The organism is Acuticoccus sp., from assembly GCF_965213555.1.
In the GTDB taxonomy this organism is placed as follows: Bacteria; Pseudomonadota; Alphaproteobacteria; order Rhizobiales; family Amorphaceae; genus Acuticoccus.
This window is the reverse complement of the sequence record NZ_OZ243890.1, coordinates 2,541,255-2,558,360: the sequence shown is the minus strand read 5'-3', so window position 1 is coordinate 2,558,360 and position 17,106 is coordinate 2,541,255. Positions and strand designations below refer to the sequence as shown.

Sequence of the window (17,106 nt, the reverse complement as noted above, 5' to 3'; positions counted from 1 at the left end):
GGGTCCACCCCATGACGGACGTCGAGCTCGCGTTCAGCCCGCTCATCCCCGTGTGGGCGGTCGCCGTCTTCGCGGTGGTGGCGCTCGTCGTCGCCGGGCTCGGCCTCCTGCGGCGCGTCCGCGGCTCTGCGCTCAGGATCGCGGCCGCGCTCGTGTTCGCCTTCGCGCTGCTCAACCCTGCGCTTCAGCGCGAGGTGCGCGAGCCGCTGTCCGGCGTCGTCGCCGTCGTCGTCGACCGCACCCAGAGCCAGCGCACCGCGGACCGCGTTCCTGCCACCGACGCGCTCGCCACCGACCTCGTCGCACGCCTTGAGGCGACGCCGGGGCTCGAGGTCCGCACCCTCACCGTGGATCGGGCGGAGGAGGACCGTGACGGCACGATCCTGTTCGCGCCGCTCGGCGACCTGTTGTCGGACGTGCCTCCGGACCGCATCGCCGGCGCGATCCTCTTGACCGACGGGCAGGTGCACGACGTGCCGACGACCGCGCCGTTCGAGGCGCCGGTGCACGGCCTCGTCGTCGGCCGCGCCGACGAGCGCGACCGCCGGGTGGAGATCGTGGCGGCTCCGCGCTTCGGCCTCGTCGGATCCTCGCAGACCGTGGTGGTTCGTGTGGAGGACGCGGACGCCGAGGGCAACGTCGTCGAGCTCAAGGTGCGGGTGGACGATGAGCTCGCTGAGACGCGCCTCGCTACGGTGGGCGAGGAGCTGGATGTCACCATCGACGTCGCGCACGGCGGCGACAACTTCTTCGAGTTCGAGGTCGCGCCCGTCGAGGGCGAGCTCACCACGGTCAACAACGCCGCCGTCGCCATCGTCGAGGGCGTGCGCGAGAACCTTCGCGTGCTCCTCGTGTCCGGCGAGCCCCACGCGGGCGAGCGCACGTGGCGCAACCTCCTGAAGTCGGACGCCGCGGTGGACCTCGTCCACTTCACGATCCTGCGTCCGCCCGAGAAGCAGGACGGCACACCGATCAACGAGCTGTCGCTGATCGCCTTCCCGACGCGCGAGCTGTTCAGCCAGAAGATCGACGAGTTCGACCTCATCGTCTTCGACCGGTACCACCGGCGCAACGTGCTGCCGGCGCTCTACTTCGACAACATCGCGCAGTACGTCCTGGGCGGTGGTGCGGTCCTCGTCGCGGCTGGACCGGATTACGCCGGACCGCGGTCGATCTACCACACACCGCTCGCGGCGACGCTGCCCGTCGCCCCGTCCGGCGGCATCATCGAGGAGGCGTTCCGGCCACAGGTGTCCGACCGTGGCGCCCGCCACCCGGTGACGCGCAACCTGCCGGGCAGCGAGGCCGAGCCGCCGGCGTGGAGCGAGTGGTACCGTCAGATCGAGGCCGTGCCCATCGCCGGCGAGACCGTCATGTCCGGCGCTCAGGGCAACCCGCTCCTCGTGCTGTCGCGCGAGGGCGAGGGACGTGTTGCCGCGATGATGTCCGACCACATCTGGCTGTGGGCACGGGGCCACGACGGCGGCGGTCCGCACGTGCCGCTGATGCGCCGCCTGTCGCACTGGCTGATGCAGGAGCCCGAGCTCGAGGAGGAGGCGCTGCGCCTCATCAGCGGCGAGGGTGCGCTCGTGGTGGAGCGGCAGACGCTCGCCGACGAGGTCGCGCCGGTGACGCTGACGACGCCGTCCGGCGAGGCGGAGGAGCTCACCCTCGCCGAGGCCCAGCCCGGGCTTTGGCGCGCCACCGTCGAGGCACCGGACATGGGGCTCTACCGGGCGACCGACGGCGAGCTGACCGCGCTCGGTCACGTGGGCCCGGCCAACCCGTTGGAGGCACGCGACCTGCGCTCCAGCGTCGAGCAGCTCGCGCCCGTCGCCGAGGCGACACGGGGGTCGGTGCGTCGCGTCGCGGCGGGCGACGGCTCACCGCGCATCCTGATGCGCGCGGAGGGTCGCTCGACGGCGGGTGCCGATTGGATCGGCCTCAAGCGATCTGAGGCGAGCGAGCTCACCGGCGTCGAGCGGATGCCGCTCTTCGCCGGCTTCCTCGGCCTCGCGATCCTGCTCCTCGCCCTGTCCGGCACCTGGTGGCGCGAGGGCCGCTGACGCAATCCCCTTGGCGGGCTCAGCCAGGCGAAGAGGGCTGCAGCCCGCTGCGCTCCTCCAGCCAGGGGCCGAGCCCCAGCGGGCCGCCGAGCTCGCACCGCAGCGTGCGCTCCAGGACCCGGTGCCGCTCCACCGGACCCGGCATCACGATGCGATCGCCGGCCGGGCGGTAGCCGAGCGGCTCATAGAACTCCGGATCGCCGACGAGGACGATGCCGTGCGCGGGCGTGCCGGCCGCCGCGTCCGCCGTGCGGTGCATGAGCGCGCCGCCGATGCCCTGCTTGGCCGCCGTTTCGGCGACCGCCAGTGGTCCGAGGAGGTAGGCCGGCGCGCCCCCGACGAGGACGCGGACCTGGCGCACGGCGCCGATGACGAGGCCGCCGCGCACCGCGACGACGCTGACGGTGTGATCCCGCGTCGCTCCCTCCCGCAGCCGGTAGGCCATCCGCGCATGGCGACCCGGACCGAACACCTGCGCGTAGAGCGCCTCGACGCCGTCGGCGTCGTCCGGCCGCTCGGGACGCAGCACGATGTCGTGGGGGACCGTCCGCTCGCGCATGGTGCAGACCGTGGGCCGGCCGTTCAGCGGGCGGTGCGGTGAGGCATGGCGTCGGCTAGCACGGGCGTTCGCGAGGCGGCAAGGCGGCAACGCAGGCACCGACGCGGCGTCAGTCCCGCCCCTCCTCCACGGCATGGCAGGCGACGAGGGTCTCGCCCGCCGGCAGGAGCTCGGGCCGTTCGGCGCGACAGCGCTCGTTGGCGAGGGGGCAACGCGGGTGGAACGGGCAGCCCGGTGGCGGATCGATCGGGTTCGCGATCTCACCGGTGACGGGCACGCGATCCTGCCCCGACATGTCGAGGTCCGGCACCGCGCCGAGCAGCATGATCGTGTAGGGGTGGCGTGGCGCGGCGAACAGCGTGCGGCCTGGAGCCACCTCGGCCAGGCGCCCGAGGTAGAGCACGCCGATCCGGTCGGCCATGTGGCGGACCACGGCGAGGTTGTGGCTGATGAAGAGGTAGGTCAGCCCGTGCCGGTCCTGCAGGTCCTTCATGAGGTTGAGGATCTGCGCCTGGACCGAGACGTCGAGCGCGCTCGTCGGCTCGTCGCACACCAGGAACGCCGGGTTCGAGGCGAGCGCTCGCGCGATGCAGATGCGCTGCCGCTGTCCGCCGGAGAACTCGTGCGGGAACTTCTGGGAGTCGCGCGCCGATAGGCCGACCGCCTCGAGCAGCTCGACGACCCGCGCGTCCACCTGACGCCCCTTCAGGAGGCCGAAGGCGCGGATCGGCTCGGCGACGATCCTGTCGACCCGCATCCTCGGATTGAGGCTGGCGTAGGGGTCCTGAAAGATCATCTGCATACGCCGCCGCAGCGCGCGCAAAGCGGCGCTGTCCCGGCCCACGGCGATGCCGTCGATGACGACGTCGCCGGCGCCTGGGGAGAGCAGGCCGACGACGATCTTGGCGATGGTGGACTTGCCCGAGCCCGACTCGCCGACGAGGGCGAACGTCTCGCCGCGGCGGATGGCGAACGAGACGTCCGAGACCGCCGACAGGAGTTGGCGAGGCGTGCCGCTCATCACCCGGTCGAGCCAGGGCGCGGAGACGTCGAACGTCTTCGTGAGCCCGGCGACCTCGACGAGTGCGTCCCTCACGCGGCGGCCGACGCCCGGGCGGCGCCCTCGTGCAGCCAGCAGGCCACGCGGCTGTCGCGCACCGGCATCGCGTCCGGCCGCACCGTGCGGCACTTGTCGAACACCTCGGGGCAGCGTGGGTTGAACGGGCAGCCGGTCGGGATCGCGTCGAGGCGCGGCATCGCGCCCGGGATCTGCGTCAGGCGCGGCTCGGCGTGGTCGAGCTTGGGGATCGAGCCCATAAGGCCGACCGTGTAGGGGTGGAGTGGCTGGCGCACCACGCTTCGCACGGGCCCGATCTCGGCGATCCGCCCCGCGTAGAGCACCGCCACGCGGTCCGCGGTCTCGGCGATGACGCCCATGTCGTGGGTGATCAGCATGACCGAGGCGCCGTGGTCGCGGCACATGCGCTTCAAGACGTTGATGACCTGGGCCTGGACCGAGACGTCGAGGGCGGTGGTCGGCTCGTCGGCCACCACGAGGACGGGGTCGGCGGCGAGGGCGAGGGCGATCACGACGCGCTGGCGCATGCCGCCGGAGAACTGGTGAGGGTAGGCGTCGATGCGGCTCGCCGCGGCCGGGATGCCGACCTCGTCGAGGAGCTCCACGGCCCGCCGGCGCGCGGCGCGGGCACCGAGGCCGAGGTGGGTGCGGATGGTCTCGGTGAGCTGGCGCCCGACGGTGTAGAGCGGGTTGAGGCTGGTGAGCGGGTCCTGGAAGACCATGCCGATCCGCCGGCCGCGCAGTCGGCGCATCTCATCGGGGGGCAGTGTGTCGATGCGCCGGCCTTCGAGGTGGACCTCGCCGCCGGCGATGCGCCCCGGTGGATCAAGGAGGCCGATGATCGCTGCGCCGGTCAGCGACTTGCCGGCGCCCGACTCGCCGACGACGCCGAGCACCTCGCCGGGCGCGATGTCGAACGAGACGTCGTCGATGGCGCGCAGCGTCCCGCGGCGGGTCGGGAACTCGACCTTGAGCCCTCGCACGGACAGCACCGGTCCGGTCACTGCCGCTCTCCGATGAGGACCTTCACGCGAGCGATGTGGGCCGGGCCCACCTCGCAGCAGCCGCCGACGATGGTCGCCCCGGCGTCGAGCCACGCGGCGACGTGCTCGGCGTAGGCGTCGGGCGTCATCTCCTGCCGGGCGTCGAGGTCGGCGACGGACTTGCCGTGGCCGTACTCGGCGGGGATCGCCTCGAATCCGTTGGCGTAGCCGCCGACGGCGCGGCCCGCTGACGCTGCGACGAGCTCCGGCAGCGCGCGGCCGACCGCCTCGGGCGAGGTGCAGTTGAACAGGACCGCGTCGACGGCAACGTCCTGGAGGGCGCGCACGGCGAGGCGCACGGGCTCATCGCTGCGCAGCGCCGAGCCGTCCTCGTGCAGCGTGAAGGCGACCCACACCGGCCGGCCCGTGGAGGCCGCGGCGCGCGCGGCGGCACGGGCCTCGCGCCCCATGGTCATCGTCTCGCAGATGAAGAGGTCGACGTGGGGTGCGAGCACCAGGGCCTGCTCGGCGTACTCCGCCTCCGCAAGGTCGCTCGGCGGCACCGCGTCCGGCTGGTAGGAGCCTCGCAGGGGGCCGAGCGCCCCGGCGATGAGGGCGGCGGGGTTCACCCTGTCGCGCGCTGCCTCTGCGGCGGAGCAGGCCGCGCGGTTGACCTCGGCGAAGCGCTCCGGCGCGCCGGCGAGGTTCAGCTTGTGCCGTCCGGCGCCGTAGGTGTTGGTGGTGATGACGTCGGCGCCGGCCGCGAGGAACTCCTCGTGCAGCGTCCTCACGTCGTCCTGCCGCGTGACGTTGTCGAACACCGACCAGCCGGCGGGCGGCCGTCCGGCGCGGCGGTAGAGCTCCTGCCCCATCCCGCCGTCGAGGAGGCGGATCGTCATCGCGTCGGCTCCCCCTGTCCCACCATCATCGCAGCTTTGGGTTGAGCGCGTCGCGCAGCCAGTCGCCGAGGAGGTTCACGGCGAGGACGAGGACGGCGAGCATCGCGCCCGGGAACATCGTGATCCACCACTCGCCGGAGAACAGGTAGTCCTGGCCGACGCGGATCAGCGTGCCGAGCGAGGGCTGGGTCGGCGGCACGCCGACGCCGAGGAACGACAGCGTCGCCTCGAGGATGATGGCGAGCGCAAGGTTGATGGTGGCGATGACGAGGACCGGGCCCAGCACGTTCGGCAGCACGTGCCGCGCCATGATGGTGATCCGCGAGAGGCCGATGAGCCGCGCCGCCATGACGTACTCCTTGTTGGCCTCCACGAGCGTGGAGCCGCGCACGGTGCGGGCGTACTGGACCCAGAAGGAGAGGCCGATGGACAAGGTGAGCACGGTGAACGCGCTCTCCTCCCGCGACACTTCGGGGAAGAGCGCCCGGGCCGTCCCGTCGATGAGGAGCGCGATGAGGATCGCCGGGAAGGTGAGCTGCACGTCCGCGACGCGCATGATGACGGTGTCCACCGCGCCGCCGACGTAGCCCGCCAAGAGCCCCAGCGTGATGCCGAGCGTCGCGGCGAGCGCGACGGACGCGAAGCCTACGCCCAGCGAGATGCGCGTGCCGTAAAGGATCGCCGACAGCAGGTCGCGGCCCTGGTCGTCGGTGCCGAGGAGGTAGGCGGGGTTGCCGCCTTCCTCCCACGCCGGCGGGGTCAGGCTGTCGAGGAGCGACAGCGAGGCAAGGTCGAACGGGTCGCTCGGCGAGATCAACGGCGCGAACGCGGCCGATAAGAAGATCAAGGCGGTCACCGCCGCGGCCGCCATCGTGAGCGGCGAGCGCGTGAAGGCGTGCAAGAGGTCGGAGTCGATCGCGCGCGAGGCGAACCCGCGCGGCTGCACCGTCACCGCCGCGACCGCGGCGCGCGCTCCACCGTCGGCGGTCTGCGGGGCGTCGGCCTCCGTGCTCACGCCGCCTGCCCCGTCAGGCGGATGCGCGGGTCGACGGCCACGTAGAGCAGGTCGACGACGAGGTTGATGACGACGAACAGGAACGCGATCAGCAGGAGGTACGCCGCCATGATGGGGATGTCGACGTTCTGCACCGCCTGCAGGAACAGGAGCCCCATGCCCGGCCACTGGAACACGGTCTCGGTGATGATGGCGAAGGCGATCACCGAGCCGAGCTGCAGCCCGGTGATGGTGATGACCGGCACCAGCGTGTTCTTCAACGCATGGCCGAAGTTGATCGCCCGCGCCGTGAGGCCCCTGGCGCGCGCGAAGCGGATGTAGTCGGCGCGCAGGACCTCCATCATCTCCGAGCGCACGAGGCGCATGATGAGGGTCATCTGGAACAGTCCCAGGGTGATCGCCGGCAGGATGAGGGCCTTCAGCCCGCTCGTCGTGAGGAGCCCGGTGGTCCAGATGCCGAGGTCGACGACCTCCCCCCGGCCGAACGAGGGCAACCACTGGAGCCACACCGAGAACACGAAGATGAGGAGGATGCCGATGAGGAAGGGCGGCAGCGAGATGCCGACGAGCGAGACGGTGAGGAACACCTTGGACAGCGGCGAGGACCGCTTCAGCCCGGTGTAAACGCCCATGGGGATGCCGACGAGGAGCGCGAAGATCGCCGAGACGATGGACAGCTCGAGGGTGGCCGGCGCGCGGGCGGCGAGGAGGTCCGCCACCGGCTGCTTGAACTGGTAGGAGACGCCGAAGTCCCCCTGCGCCGCGCTCGAGATGAAGCGCCAGAACTGGACCGGCACCGGGTCGTTGAGCCCGAGCCGCTGGCGGAGGGCCTCGCGCTCGGCCGGCGTCGTCTCGATGCCCACCATCTGGTTGATCGGGTCGCCGACGAAGGTGAACAGGCTGAACGCGATCAGCGCCACGACGAGCATGACGACGACGGCCTGGACGATGCGGCGGACGATGAACGCGGCCATGACGGGCGACGGAGGCCGGGGCGGCCGAAGCCGCCCCGCACCGACCTACTCCTTGGTGACGTGGTAGAGCATCAACGTGTTGTCCGCGCGCTGGACGAGGTCCACGTCCTCGGACTTGCCCCAGGCGAGGCCCTGCTGATGCAGCGGGATGTGCGCCACGTCCTCGTGGATCATGGTGAAGGCCTCGGCGATCATCGCGTCGCGAGCCTCCGGGTCGGTTTCGGTGAGGATCTTGTCGGCCAACGCGTCGAGCTCCTCGTTGCAGTAGCCGCCCAGGTTGAACGGCCCGCCGGTTGTCCCGTCCTCGTTGCGGCAGGCGTTGAGGTTGTGGATGACGTTCCACGAATCGAAGGACCCCGGCGTCCAGCCGAGCAGGTAGAACGACGTGTCGTAGTTGTTCGAAGCCAGCACCTTGGCGAAGTACTGCGACTTGGGCTGGAAGTTCGGCTCGATGGTAACGCCGATGCGCGCAAGCATCGCCGAGACCGCCTGGCAGATCTGCTCGTCGTTGACGTAGCGGTCGTTCGGGCAGTCCATCATGACGGTGAAGCCGTCGCCGTAGCCCGCCTCCTCCATCAGCGTCTTGGCGGCCTCGGGATCATAGGGGTAACGCTCGAACTCGTCCGAGCGGCTGTAGAGCGCGGGCGAGATCAGGAGCGCCGACGGGGTCGCAAGGTCGCGCATGATCTTCGAGGTGATCGCGTCGATGTCGATGGCTTGGTAGAATGCTTGGCGCACCCGCTTGTCCTTGAACGGGTTTTCGCCCTCCACCGAGGACGACTTCAGCTCGTCGCTCATCTGGTCGAAGCCGAGGAAGATCGTGCGCAGCTCAGGGCCGGTCATCGCCACCGTGCCAGGGTTCGCATCCACCCGGGGCACGTCCTGCACGGGGATCGGATAGACCATGTCCACCTGACCCGAGAGCAGCGCGTTCACCCGCGTGGCATCCTGGCCGATGGGGGTGAACTCCGCGCGGTCGATGTTGAACTCGCGATCCTCCCAGTTCCACCAGTCCTCATTGGCCTCGAAGATCGTTCGAACGCCTGCCTCGTGCGAGGTGATCTTGAACGGGCCCGTGCCGTTGGTGTTCAGCGCCGCGTAGTTCTGCCCCTCGGCGGAGGCGGAGGTGACGGCGACGGCGTCGTTCTCCTCGGCCCACTCCTTGTCCATGATGCCCCAGGTGTCCCACTCGTAATGCAGGATGGGGTTCGGGGTCTCGAGCCGCACCTCGACGGTGTGGTCGTCGACGGCGACGAACTCGGCATCCTCGGGGATGCGGGTCTTGAGGTCGGAGCCCTCGGAGCGCACGCGGTCGGCGGAGAACACGACGTCCTCGGCGGTGAAGTCGTTGCCGTTGTGGAACTTGACACCCTCGCGCAGGTTGAAGCGCCAGGTCATGTCGTCGACCACCTCCCAGCTTTCCGCCAGCCCGGGGATAATGTTGAGGTCGGCGTCCCGGCGGGTCAGCCCCTCGTAGACATTGCCGAGCGTGCCGAGCGAGAAGGTCTCGTTCAGCGTGTACTGGTCGAGGGACTTCAACTCGCCCTGGAAGGCGAAGGTGAACGTCTTGTCCCCCTCCTGCGCCGTCGCCGCCCCGCCCAGAAGGGCGAGCGCTGCGAGGCTCGCGATCGTTCGCTGCATCAGTGGATCCCTTGTTCTTCCGTCTTCAGCGGAATTAAGCCTGCGGCGACACTAGTCGGACGCTCGCGTCGGCGTAAAGACACACCGTCGCCACAGTGCATGACGGTGCTGCGCGGCTGCACCGCTCCGCCGGCTCACTTCAACACCACGAGGTCGATGGCGGCGACGTCGCGGAGGAGCTCGACGAAGCCCGCCGCCTGATGCTCGGCGATGGCGCGCCCCATGTCGGCGGTGGCGCGCGTCGCGTCGCCGACGACGCCGTAGGGCGACAGGTCGCCCGCCTTCCAGGCGAACGCATGCGGGCCGTGCGCCACGAGGTGGGTCCGCTCGGCGAGGAGCCGCGTCTGCTCGCTCGCGAACGCCTCGACGTGCTCCTCGCGCACGAGGTCCGGCCGGAAGTGGCGCACGAGCGCGGTCTCCTCGGTGCCGCCGTGGATGCCGATGGCGCGCTCGTCGGCGTCGATGACGCCGGGGTCGCCGAAGCGCGACCAGGCAGTGTGCACCGCGAGGATGTCGAAGCGCACCCGCAGCTCGCGCGTCACGACGTCGAGCATCGCGGTGTTGCCGCCGTGGGAGTTGACGAACACGATGCGTCTTATTCCGGCGCGGGCGAGGGCGGTGCCGAGCTCGACCCAGGCCTTGATGGCGGTCTCCCACGACAGGGTCAGCGTGCCGCGGAAGGCGATGTGCTCGTTGGACTTGCCGACGCTCTGCACGGGCAGGAACGAGACCGGAAGCTCCGCAGGCAGCCGCTCCACCACGGTGCGCACCATGCCCTCGGCGATGATGGCGTCGGTGCCGAGCGGCAGGTGCGGCCCGTGCTGCTCGACGGCGGCGGTGGGCACGACCGCGACCCATCCGTCGGTGTCGGTGGAGAAGTCGAGCGCGGTCATGTCCGCCCAGTAGGGGCGCGGCAGCGTCATGGTCGCTCCGTGGTTCGTCACCGGGACTTAGCCGCGCGAGGGCGCGCGAGCAACCCGGCGTTGCAAGCCTTGTTGCCTAGACGACTGTGGCGGGCGCCTGGGCACGGCCGCCGGGGTGGCACGGACGTTGCTGTAACCTTTGCGCAACGTTGCACCGCACGGGAGCAATGCTAACCATGCGGCGTGGAGTGGGGGAGTTCGTCATGGTTCGATGGAAGGACATTGCTTGCACTGCGGCGGCCAGCGTCGCACTCGCCTTGCCCGCAGTGGCGCAGGAGCTGACGCCCGTCACCTTCGGCACCAACTGGCTGCCCCAGGCCGAGCACGGCGGGTACTACCAGGCGTTGGCGGACGGCACTTACGAGGCCTGTGGGCTCGACGTCACCATCGTGCCGGGCGGGCCACAGGTGAACAACCGCGCCCTACTCCTCGCCGGCCGCATCGACTTCCACATGGGCGGCAACCTCCTGCAGGCATTCAACGCAGTGGCGGAGGGCATCCCGCTCAAGGTCGTCGCCGCGCACTTCCAGAAGGAGCCGCAGGTCCTCATGACCCATCCGGGCCAGGGCCTCGACACCTTCGAGAGCTTGAAGGACATCGAGCTGTTCATCGGCGAGAACGGCTACCAGACGTTCTACCAGTGGCTCATCGACGCCCACGGCTTCACTCCTGGGCAGCGCCAACCCTACACGTTCAACCCTGCGCCGTTCCTCGCCGACAAGCGCTCCGGCCAGCAGGGCTACGTGACGAGCGAGCCGTTCGCCATCGAACGGGCCGGGGGCTTCACGCCCAACATCTTCCTGCTCGCCGATCATGGCTTCGACACCTACTCCACCACCGTCGAGGCCATGGACGAGACCATCGAGACGATGCCCGACGCGGTGCGCTGCTTCGTCGAGGGCTCGGCGCTCGGCTGGGTGAACTACCTCTACGGCGACCCCTCGGCAGGCAACGCGCTGATCCTGAAGGAGAACCCCGACATGACGCAGGCGCAGCTCGACTACTCCATCGCGAAGCTGAAGGAGTACGGCATCGTCGACTCCGCGGACGCGCTGGAGCTTGGCATCGGCGCGATGACCGAGGAGCGCATCCGCAGCTTCCATGACAAGATGGTCGCCGCCGGCGTAGCCCCCGAGGACATCGAGCTCTCCGACATGCACACCCTCGAGTTCGTCAACGATGGGGTCGGGCTCGACCGCAAGGCGGAGCTGACGCAATAGGTGGAGGTCGCGTCGAACCTCGAGGCGCCGACCGGATCCGCGACCGAGGCGATCGTCACGCTGGCCGGCGTCGGCAAGACGTTCGAGAACGGCACCGAGGCGATCGCCGGCGTCGACCTCGCCGTACAGCGCGGAGAGTTCCTCGCGCTGCTCGGGCCGTCCGGCTGCGGCAAGTCGACGATCCTGCGGCTGATCTCAGGGCTCGACGCGCCGACCAGCGGGCGCATCGCGTGGGCGGGCGCGGGGGCCCGTCCGGACGTCGGCTTCGTGTTCCAGGAGCCCACGTTGATGCCCTGGGCGCGCGTGTTCGAGAACGTGTGGCTCCCCCTGCGGCTGAAGGGCGTCGGTCGCCGCGCCGCGACGCCGCGCGTGGAGGAGGCGTTGGAGAGCGTCGGCCTCGCGGACTTCGCCCGCGCCTTCCCGCGCGAACTGTCCGGGGGAATGAAGATGCGCGTCTCCATCGCCCGCGCGCTCGCCACCGACCCCGCGGTGCTCCTGTTGGACGAGCCGTTCGCCGCGCTCGACGAGATCACCCGCTTCAAGCTGAACGACGACCTGCTCGCGCTGTGGTCGTCCCGCGGATGGACGATCGTGTTCGTCACGCACTCGGTGTTCGAGTCGGTGTACCTGTCGACCCGCATCGCCGTGATGACGCGCCGTCCGGGCCGGGTCGCCACGGTGATCGACGTCGACGAGCCATCGCCGCGCTCGGCCGACTTTCGCCTGACCCCGGCGTACGCGGCCCTCGCGCGACGCACGTCGGAGGCGCTCGCCGCAGCGATGGGCGAGGCGTGAGCGTCGAGGCGGGGCTCGTGGACGCGCCGGCGAGCGTGCACGGGAGCGCGACGCCGGACCTTCCTGCGCGTCGGCGGCGGCGCGAGCGTGCGCTGCGCATCGTGTTGCCCATGGCCGTCCTCCTCGCCGCGGTGGCGCTGTGGCAGGCCCTCGTCGTCGTCAACGACATTCCCCCTTACATCCTGCCGAGCCCGATGAACGTCGCGGAAGCGCTGGTGGCGGACTGGTCGCTCCTCGGTCCCTCGCTGGTCGGCACGCTCACCGTCACGCTGCTGGCGCTGGCGCTGGCGGTCGTCGGCGGCGTCGCGCTGTCCGTCGCGCTGACGCAGTCGCGCATCGCCGAGTACTCGTTCTTCCCCATCGCGGTCGTCCTGCAGGTGACGCCCATCGTCGCCGTGTTCCCGCTCATCAACATCTACGTCGGCAACGACACCGCGAAGATCCTCCTCTGCGCATGGATCGTCGCGTTCTTCCCGATCCTGTCGAACACGACGCTGGGGCTGAACTCCGCCGATCACAAACTGCGCGATCTCTGCCGGCTGTACGGCGCGTCGCGTTGGCAGACCTTGCGGCACCTCCAGCTCCCGTCGGCGATGCCCTACTTCCTAGGGGGCCTCAGGATCTCCGGCGGGCTCGCGCTCATCGGCGCGGTGGTGGCCGAGTTCGTCGCCGGTGCGTCCGGCTTCGGCTCCGGGCTCGCGACGCGCATCATCGAGGCGGGCTACCAGCTCAAGATACCCCGGCTCTTCGCCTCGCTCGTCCTCGTCTCGACGTCCGGCATCGTGATCTACGTGATCCTCAGCATCGTCTCCAACCTTGTGCTCGGCCGTTGGCACGAGAGCGCGCTGGAGCACCGGCGGTGAGGCTGGTGAACGCGGCCCTTCCCGCCGCGGTGCAGGAGCCGCCGGGCGAGGACCTCGCGCTGTTCGACATCGCCATCGACGGGACGCGGATCGCCTCGGTGCAGCCCGCGGGCGGCAGCCCCATCGGGGCACGCGATTGTAAGGCGGGCATCGTCGTCCCGGCGTTCGTCGACATGCACACCCACCTCGACAAGGGGCACATCTGGCCGCGGACGCCGAACCCTGACGGCACCATCGCCGGCGCGCTCGGCGCGGTGCGCACGGACCGGAGCACGCACTGGTCCGGCGCCGACGTCGCCCGGCGAATGGAGTTCGCGCTGCGGACCGCCTACGCCCACGGGACCGCCGCGATCCGCACGCACATCGACTCCTCCCCGCCGCAGGACGACATCTCCTGGCCCGTCTTCGCCGAGGCGAAGGAGCGGTGGCGGGACCGCATGACGCTCCAAGCGTCCAGCCTGATGGCCATTGAGGACGTTCCCGACGACCCCACCGCCCTGTTCGACAAGGTGACCGGCCACGGCGGGATCGTCGGCGCGGCGCTCCACCCCTCGCCGGTCACGCAACGGAAGGTGGAAGCGCTGCTCGCCGAGGCCGAGGACCGCGGGCTCGACATCGACTTCCACGTGGATGAGACGCTGGATCCAAGCAGCAACTGCCTCGCCATGGTGGCACGCGCGGTGACCGCGCTGCCCTTCGCCGGCACGGCTACCTGCGGTCATTGCTGCTCGCTGATGACGATGGACGAGGCAGAGGCCGATCGTACGCTGGACGCGGTGGCCGAGGCGCGGCTCGCGGTCGTGTCGCTCCCCATGTGCAACCTTTACCTCCAGGACCGGCACGCCGGGCGCACCCCGCGCATCCGCGGCGGCACGCTGGTGCACGAGATGAGGGTGCGAGGCACCTCCGTCGCCTTCGCCTCCGACAACACGCGCGATCCGTTCTACGCCTACGGCGACCTCGACATGATGGAGGTGTGGCGCGAGGCGACGCGCATCCTCCACCTCGATCATCCGGTGGGCGATTGGCCGCGCGCGGTCTCCGCGACGCCCGCGGCCATCATGGGGCTTGCCGACCGCGACCGCCTCGCACCTGGTGCGCCAGCCGACTTGGTCCTGTTCAGCGCCCGCTCGTGGACCGAGCTCCTCGCACGTCCCCAGACGGACCGCGTCGTGGTACGCGGCGGCACGGTGATCAACGCCCGCCCGCCCGACTACCGCGAGCTCGACTGAGGGACCTCGCCGCCCCTAGGTCGACGCCCCCTCGTCGCCCGGCACGTCCATCGCCCGCGGGTCGCGCCGCCGGCGGACCGTTGTGCGGCGTGGCCTTGATGTTGCGTACGTCGGGTCGTATGCGAACGAGGCGCGCATGCTGCCCGCTCCGCGCGTGCCGACGAGGGCACCATGCCGTTCGACCACGCCAAGTCAGCGACCCACCGGCTCGCCAGGGCCGCGAAGGCTCAGCGCGCCCGCGCGGGGACGCACCTGTCGTCGCTCGGCCTCCATCCCGGGCAGGAGGTGGTGTTGAAGGCGCTCGCCGAGGCGGACGGCCGAACGATGTCGGCGCTCGCCGCCGAGCTCGGCGTCCAGCCGCCGACCGTGACGAAGATGGTGACGCGCCTCGCCACCTACGGCTTCGTGGTGCGCCAAACCTCCGAGCAGGACGGCCGCCTCGCCCGCGTGTTCCTGACCGAGCCCGGCCGCGCCCTCATCGGCGACGTCGACAAGCTTTGGAAGCGGCTCGAGAAGGAGGCGCTTGCCGGCTTCGACGACAGGGACAGGAAGCGCGTGCGCAAGCTCCTGCGCCGCATGGAGAAGAACCTGTTGTCCGCCAACGGCTCCCCGTCGAACGACCTCGACGACGACCTCGACGACGACGAGGACCTCGAGAGAACGCCGGCCTGAGGTGACGAGCCCCGCCGCGACTGCGGACGCCGCCGGCGATACCCTGCGCGGCATCCTCCTCATGATGTTCGCCGTGTCCATGTTCGCGTGCCTCGACGCGACGGCGAAGTGGCTCGGCGCCACCATGGCGTCCGTCCACATCGTATGGCTGCGCTACGCCACCCACGTCCTTCTCCTGATGCTGTTCCTGCGCGTGTGGCGCGACCTGTCGCCGTTCCGTACCCAGCATCCGTTCATGCAGGTGCTGCGCGGGCTGACCCTGCTCGGCTCGACCTTCTTCAACTTCTGGGCGCTGCAGTACCTGCAGCTTGCGGAGACGAGTGCGATCATGTTCGCCGCGCCGCTCCTCGTCACCGCGCTCGCGGGGCCCCTCCTCGGCGAGCCGGTGGGTGTGCGGCGCTGGGCGGCCGTGGTCGTCGGCTTCGTCGGCGTCCTCGTGGTTTTGCGACCGGGCACGGACGCCATGCACTGGGCGGCAGGCTTGTCGGTGTGCGGCATGGCTTGCTACGCGTTCTACGCCGTCCTCACCCGGCGCATGCACCGCACCGAGTCCTCGCTCAACATGCTGATGCTGTCGGCGATCGTCGGCGTCGTGGTGCTGCTGCCCGTGGCGCCAGGTGCCGTCGCAGCGCTCGAGGGCTGGCAGTGGCTCCTCGCCCTCCTGATGGGCGCGTTCGGCGCCACCGGGCATTACGCGCTCACCGTCGCGCACCGGATCGCCAACGCCTCGACGCTGACGCCCTTCATCTACACGCAGATGATCTGGATGATCCTGTTCGGCTACGCGATCTTCCACCAGGTCCCCGATGCATGGACGATCGCCGGCACGCTCATCATCGCCGGCGCGGGGCTCTACATCCTGCACCGCGAACGGGTCCGTGCGCATGCGGTCGCCAGCCGCGACCCCGTCATCCGCTGAGACCGGGCTGCGACAGTGAAGGGGACCCCATGCTGACCACGGTGCCGGCGTTCGACCGGATCGGCGAGGAGAACGCGTTCGCCGTCCTCGCCAGGGCGAACGCGCTCGCCGCGCAGGGCCGCGACGTGATCAACCTCGGCATCGGCCAGCCGGACTTCCCGACGCCATCGCACATCGTCGAGGCGGCGGTGAAGGCGCTGCGCGACGGCCATCACGGGTACACGCCAGCGACCGGCATCCCCGCGCTGCGCGAGGCGATCGCCGCGGACATCCTCGCCCGAACCGGGGTGGAGACGAGCCCTGACGACGTCCTCGTCGTTCCCGGCGGCAAGGTGACGATGTACGCCGCCATCCTGATGTTCGGCGTGCCGGGCGCCGAGATCCTTTACCCGGACCCCGGCTTCCCGATCTACCGCTCGATGATCGAGTACACCGGGGCGACCCCGGTGCCGCTGCCGATCCGCGAGGACAACGACTTCGCGTTCGATCCGGACGACGTCGAAGCGCGTATGAGCGAGCGCACGCGCCTCGTCATCGTCAACTCGCCGGCGAACCCCACCGGCGGCGTGACCCCGCCCGCGGACGTGGAGCGACTGGTGCGGATCCTCGAGCGGCACCCGACCGTCGCGGTCCTGTCCGACGAGATTTACGGCCGCATGACGTACGATGGGCTGCCGCACGCCTCGCTCGGCGCCTTCCCGGGCCTGCGCGACCGCCTCATCCTGCTGGACGGCTTCTCCAAGACTTACGCGATGACCGGCTGGCGGCTCGGCTGGTCGCTATGGCCGCGCTCGCTCATCGACAAGGCGCGCAAGCTCGCGGTCAACGCCTGGTCCTGCGTCAACGCGCCGACGCAGCACGCCGGCGTCGCGGCGCTCACCGGGCCACAGGACGACGTCGAGCGCATGGTCGCCGCCTTCGACGAGCGCCGCCGGACGGTGGTCGAACGGCTCAATGCGCTGCCCGGCGTGACCTGCCGGACGCCGAAGGGCGCGTTCTATGCCTTTCCCAACGTCGCGGACACCGGTTGGGCGGCGAAGCCGCTGGCGGACGCGCTGTTGGCCGACACCGGCGTCGCGCTGATCGGCGGGCCCGACTTCGGCACGCTCGGCGAGGGCTACGTGCGCGTCTCCTACGCCGCCTCCAAGGACCGCATCCTCGAGGCGATGGACCGCGTCGACGGCTTCCTCAGGAGCCGCGCCGCCGCCTGATCAGCCGGTCGCCGAACTCCGGCGGGACGGGCGGACGGGCGGCGGGAACGATCGTT

At 70.5% G+C, this 17,106-nt stretch carries 16 protein-coding genes; 8 read left to right on the top strand and 8 right to left on the bottom strand.

The genetic code is table 11. The features are described 5' to 3' along the window. Nucleotides 1–11: 11 nt before the first annotated feature. On the top strand, nucleotides 12–2,066 hold the full coding sequence (locus ACOOE8_RS12075) for a hypothetical protein (RefSeq protein WP_420391703.1): 2,055 nt from the start codon (nucleotides 12–14) through the stop codon (nucleotides 2,064–2,066). 19 nt (nucleotides 2,067–2,085) lie between these two features. Here the strand turns inward: ACOOE8_RS12075 and ACOOE8_RS12070 are convergent, their stop codons facing one another. The 8 genes from ACOOE8_RS12070 to ACOOE8_RS12035 form a co-directional block, all read right to left on the bottom strand. Further along, nucleotides 2,086–2,625 carry a GNAT family N-acetyltransferase gene (locus ACOOE8_RS12070; RefSeq protein ID WP_420391702.1) on the bottom strand — a complete coding sequence of 180 codons (540 nt, stop codon included), beginning with the start codon at nucleotides 2,623–2,625 and terminating at the stop codon, nucleotides 2,086–2,088. Nucleotides 2,626–2,734: 109 nt separating this feature from the next. Next, nucleotides 2,735–3,646, bottom strand: coding sequence for an ABC transporter ATP-binding protein (locus tag ACOOE8_RS12065; protein WP_420394700.1), 912 nt, complete (start codon nucleotides 3,644–3,646; stop codon nucleotides 2,735–2,737). A gap of 71 nt (nucleotides 3,647–3,717) precedes the next feature. Beyond that, nucleotides 3,718–4,707 (bottom strand): ABC transporter ATP-binding protein, encoded by a 990-nt coding sequence (locus tag ACOOE8_RS12060; protein WP_420391701.1) that lies wholly within the window; start codon nucleotides 4,705–4,707, stop codon nucleotides 3,718–3,720. Continuing rightward, the gene (locus tag ACOOE8_RS12055) at nucleotides 4,704–5,585 is read right to left on the bottom strand and encodes a homocysteine S-methyltransferase family protein (RefSeq protein WP_420391700.1); all 882 of its coding nucleotides are present in this window, start codon (nucleotides 5,583–5,585) and stop codon (nucleotides 4,704–4,706) included. Before ACOOE8_RS12055 ends, ACOOE8_RS12060 begins: the two co-directional genes overlap by 4 nt. Nucleotides 5,586–5,610: 25 nt before the next feature. Next, on the bottom strand, nucleotides 5,611–6,537 hold the full coding sequence (locus ACOOE8_RS12050; RefSeq protein WP_420394699.1) for an ABC transporter permease: 927 nt from the start codon (nucleotides 6,535–6,537) through the stop codon (nucleotides 5,611–5,613). A 59-nt stretch (nucleotides 6,538–6,596) separates the two neighbouring features. Beyond that, the gene (locus tag ACOOE8_RS12045) at nucleotides 6,597–7,574 is read right to left on the bottom strand and encodes an ABC transporter permease (RefSeq protein WP_420391699.1); all 978 of its coding nucleotides are present in this window, start codon (nucleotides 7,572–7,574) and stop codon (nucleotides 6,597–6,599) included. Nucleotides 7,575–7,619: 45 nt separating this feature from the next. Then, nucleotides 7,620–9,215, bottom strand: coding sequence for an ABC transporter substrate-binding protein (locus ACOOE8_RS12040; protein ID WP_420391698.1), 1,596 nt, complete (start codon nucleotides 9,213–9,215; stop codon nucleotides 7,620–7,622). A 134-nt stretch (nucleotides 9,216–9,349) separates the two neighbouring features. Further along, nucleotides 9,350–10,138 carry a creatininase family protein gene (locus ACOOE8_RS12035; RefSeq protein WP_420391697.1) on the bottom strand — a complete coding sequence of 263 codons (789 nt, stop codon included), beginning with the start codon at nucleotides 10,136–10,138 and terminating at the stop codon, nucleotides 9,350–9,352. Nucleotides 10,139–10,341: 203 nt separating this feature from the next. Between ACOOE8_RS12035 and ACOOE8_RS12030 the strand changes: the two genes are divergently transcribed. The 7 genes from ACOOE8_RS12030 to ACOOE8_RS12000 all read left to right on the top strand — a co-directional run bounded on the left by ACOOE8_RS12030 (nucleotide 10,342) and on the right by ACOOE8_RS12000 (nucleotide 17,050). Beyond that, nucleotides 10,342–11,358 (top strand): ABC transporter substrate-binding protein, encoded by a 1,017-nt coding sequence (locus ACOOE8_RS12030; protein WP_420391696.1) that lies wholly within the window; start codon nucleotides 10,342–10,344, stop codon nucleotides 11,356–11,358. Continuing rightward, nucleotides 11,359–12,153 (top strand): ABC transporter ATP-binding protein, encoded by a 795-nt coding sequence (locus tag ACOOE8_RS12025; RefSeq protein ID WP_420391695.1) that lies wholly within the window; start codon nucleotides 11,359–11,361, stop codon nucleotides 12,151–12,153. 35 nt (nucleotides 12,154–12,188) lie between these two features. Then, on the top strand, nucleotides 12,189–13,016 hold the full coding sequence (locus ACOOE8_RS12020; RefSeq protein ID WP_420394698.1) for an ABC transporter permease: 828 nt from the start codon (nucleotides 12,189–12,191) through the stop codon (nucleotides 13,014–13,016). Further along, complete coding sequence (locus ACOOE8_RS12015) at nucleotides 13,013–14,248, top strand: cytosine deaminase (RefSeq protein WP_420391694.1); 1,236 nt, start codon at nucleotides 13,013–13,015, stop codon at nucleotides 14,246–14,248. The genes ACOOE8_RS12020 and ACOOE8_RS12015 overlap by 4 nt, the downstream gene beginning before the upstream one ends. A 171-nt stretch (nucleotides 14,249–14,419) precedes the next feature. Next, nucleotides 14,420–14,920, top strand: coding sequence for a MarR family winged helix-turn-helix transcriptional regulator (locus ACOOE8_RS12010; RefSeq protein ID WP_420391693.1), 501 nt, complete (start codon nucleotides 14,420–14,422; stop codon nucleotides 14,918–14,920). A 1-nt stretch (nucleotide 14,921) separates the two neighbouring features. Continuing rightward, nucleotides 14,922–15,839 carry a DMT family transporter gene (locus ACOOE8_RS12005; RefSeq protein WP_420391692.1) on the top strand — a complete coding sequence of 306 codons (918 nt, stop codon included), beginning with the start codon at nucleotides 14,922–14,924 and terminating at the stop codon, nucleotides 15,837–15,839. A gap of 29 nt (nucleotides 15,840–15,868) precedes the next feature. After that, nucleotides 15,869–17,050 (top strand): pyridoxal phosphate-dependent aminotransferase, encoded by a 1,182-nt coding sequence (locus tag ACOOE8_RS12000; RefSeq protein WP_420391691.1) that lies wholly within the window; start codon nucleotides 15,869–15,871, stop codon nucleotides 17,048–17,050. Nucleotides 17,051–17,106: the final 56 nt, after the last annotated feature.

Coding starts and splice junctions, on each gene's coding strand:
- ACOOE8_RS12075 (WP_420391703.1), top strand. CDS start 12: ATGACGGACGTCGAGCTCGCGTTCAGCCCGCTCATCCCCGTGTGGGCG.
- ACOOE8_RS12070 (WP_420391702.1), bottom strand. CDS start 2,625: ATGCGCGAGCGGACGGTCCCCCACGACATCGTGCTGCGTCCCGAGCGG.
- ACOOE8_RS12030 (WP_420391696.1), top strand. CDS start 10,342: ATGGTTCGATGGAAGGACATTGCTTGCACTGCGGCGGCCAGCGTCGCA.
- ACOOE8_RS12010 (WP_420391693.1), top strand. CDS start 14,420: ATGCCGTTCGACCACGCCAAGTCAGCGACCCACCGGCTCGCCAGGGCC.
- ACOOE8_RS12055 (WP_420391700.1), bottom strand. CDS start 5,585: ATGACGATCCGCCTCCTCGACGGCGGGATGGGGCAGGAGCTCTACCGC.
- ACOOE8_RS12035 (WP_420391697.1), bottom strand. CDS start 10,138: ATGACGCTGCCGCGCCCCTACTGGGCGGACATGACCGCGCTCGACTTC.
- ACOOE8_RS12045 (WP_420391699.1), bottom strand. CDS start 7,574: ATGGCCGCGTTCATCGTCCGCCGCATCGTCCAGGCCGTCGTCGTCATG.
- ACOOE8_RS12065 (WP_420394700.1), bottom strand. CDS start 3,646: ATGAGCGGCACGCCTCGCCAACTCCTGTCGGCGGTCTCGGACGTCTCG.
- ACOOE8_RS12000 (WP_420391691.1), top strand. CDS start 15,869: ATGCTGACCACGGTGCCGGCGTTCGACCGGATCGGCGAGGAGAACGCG.
- ACOOE8_RS12040 (WP_420391698.1), bottom strand. CDS start 9,215: ATGCAGCGAACGATCGCGAGCCTCGCAGCGCTCGCCCTTCTGGGCGGG.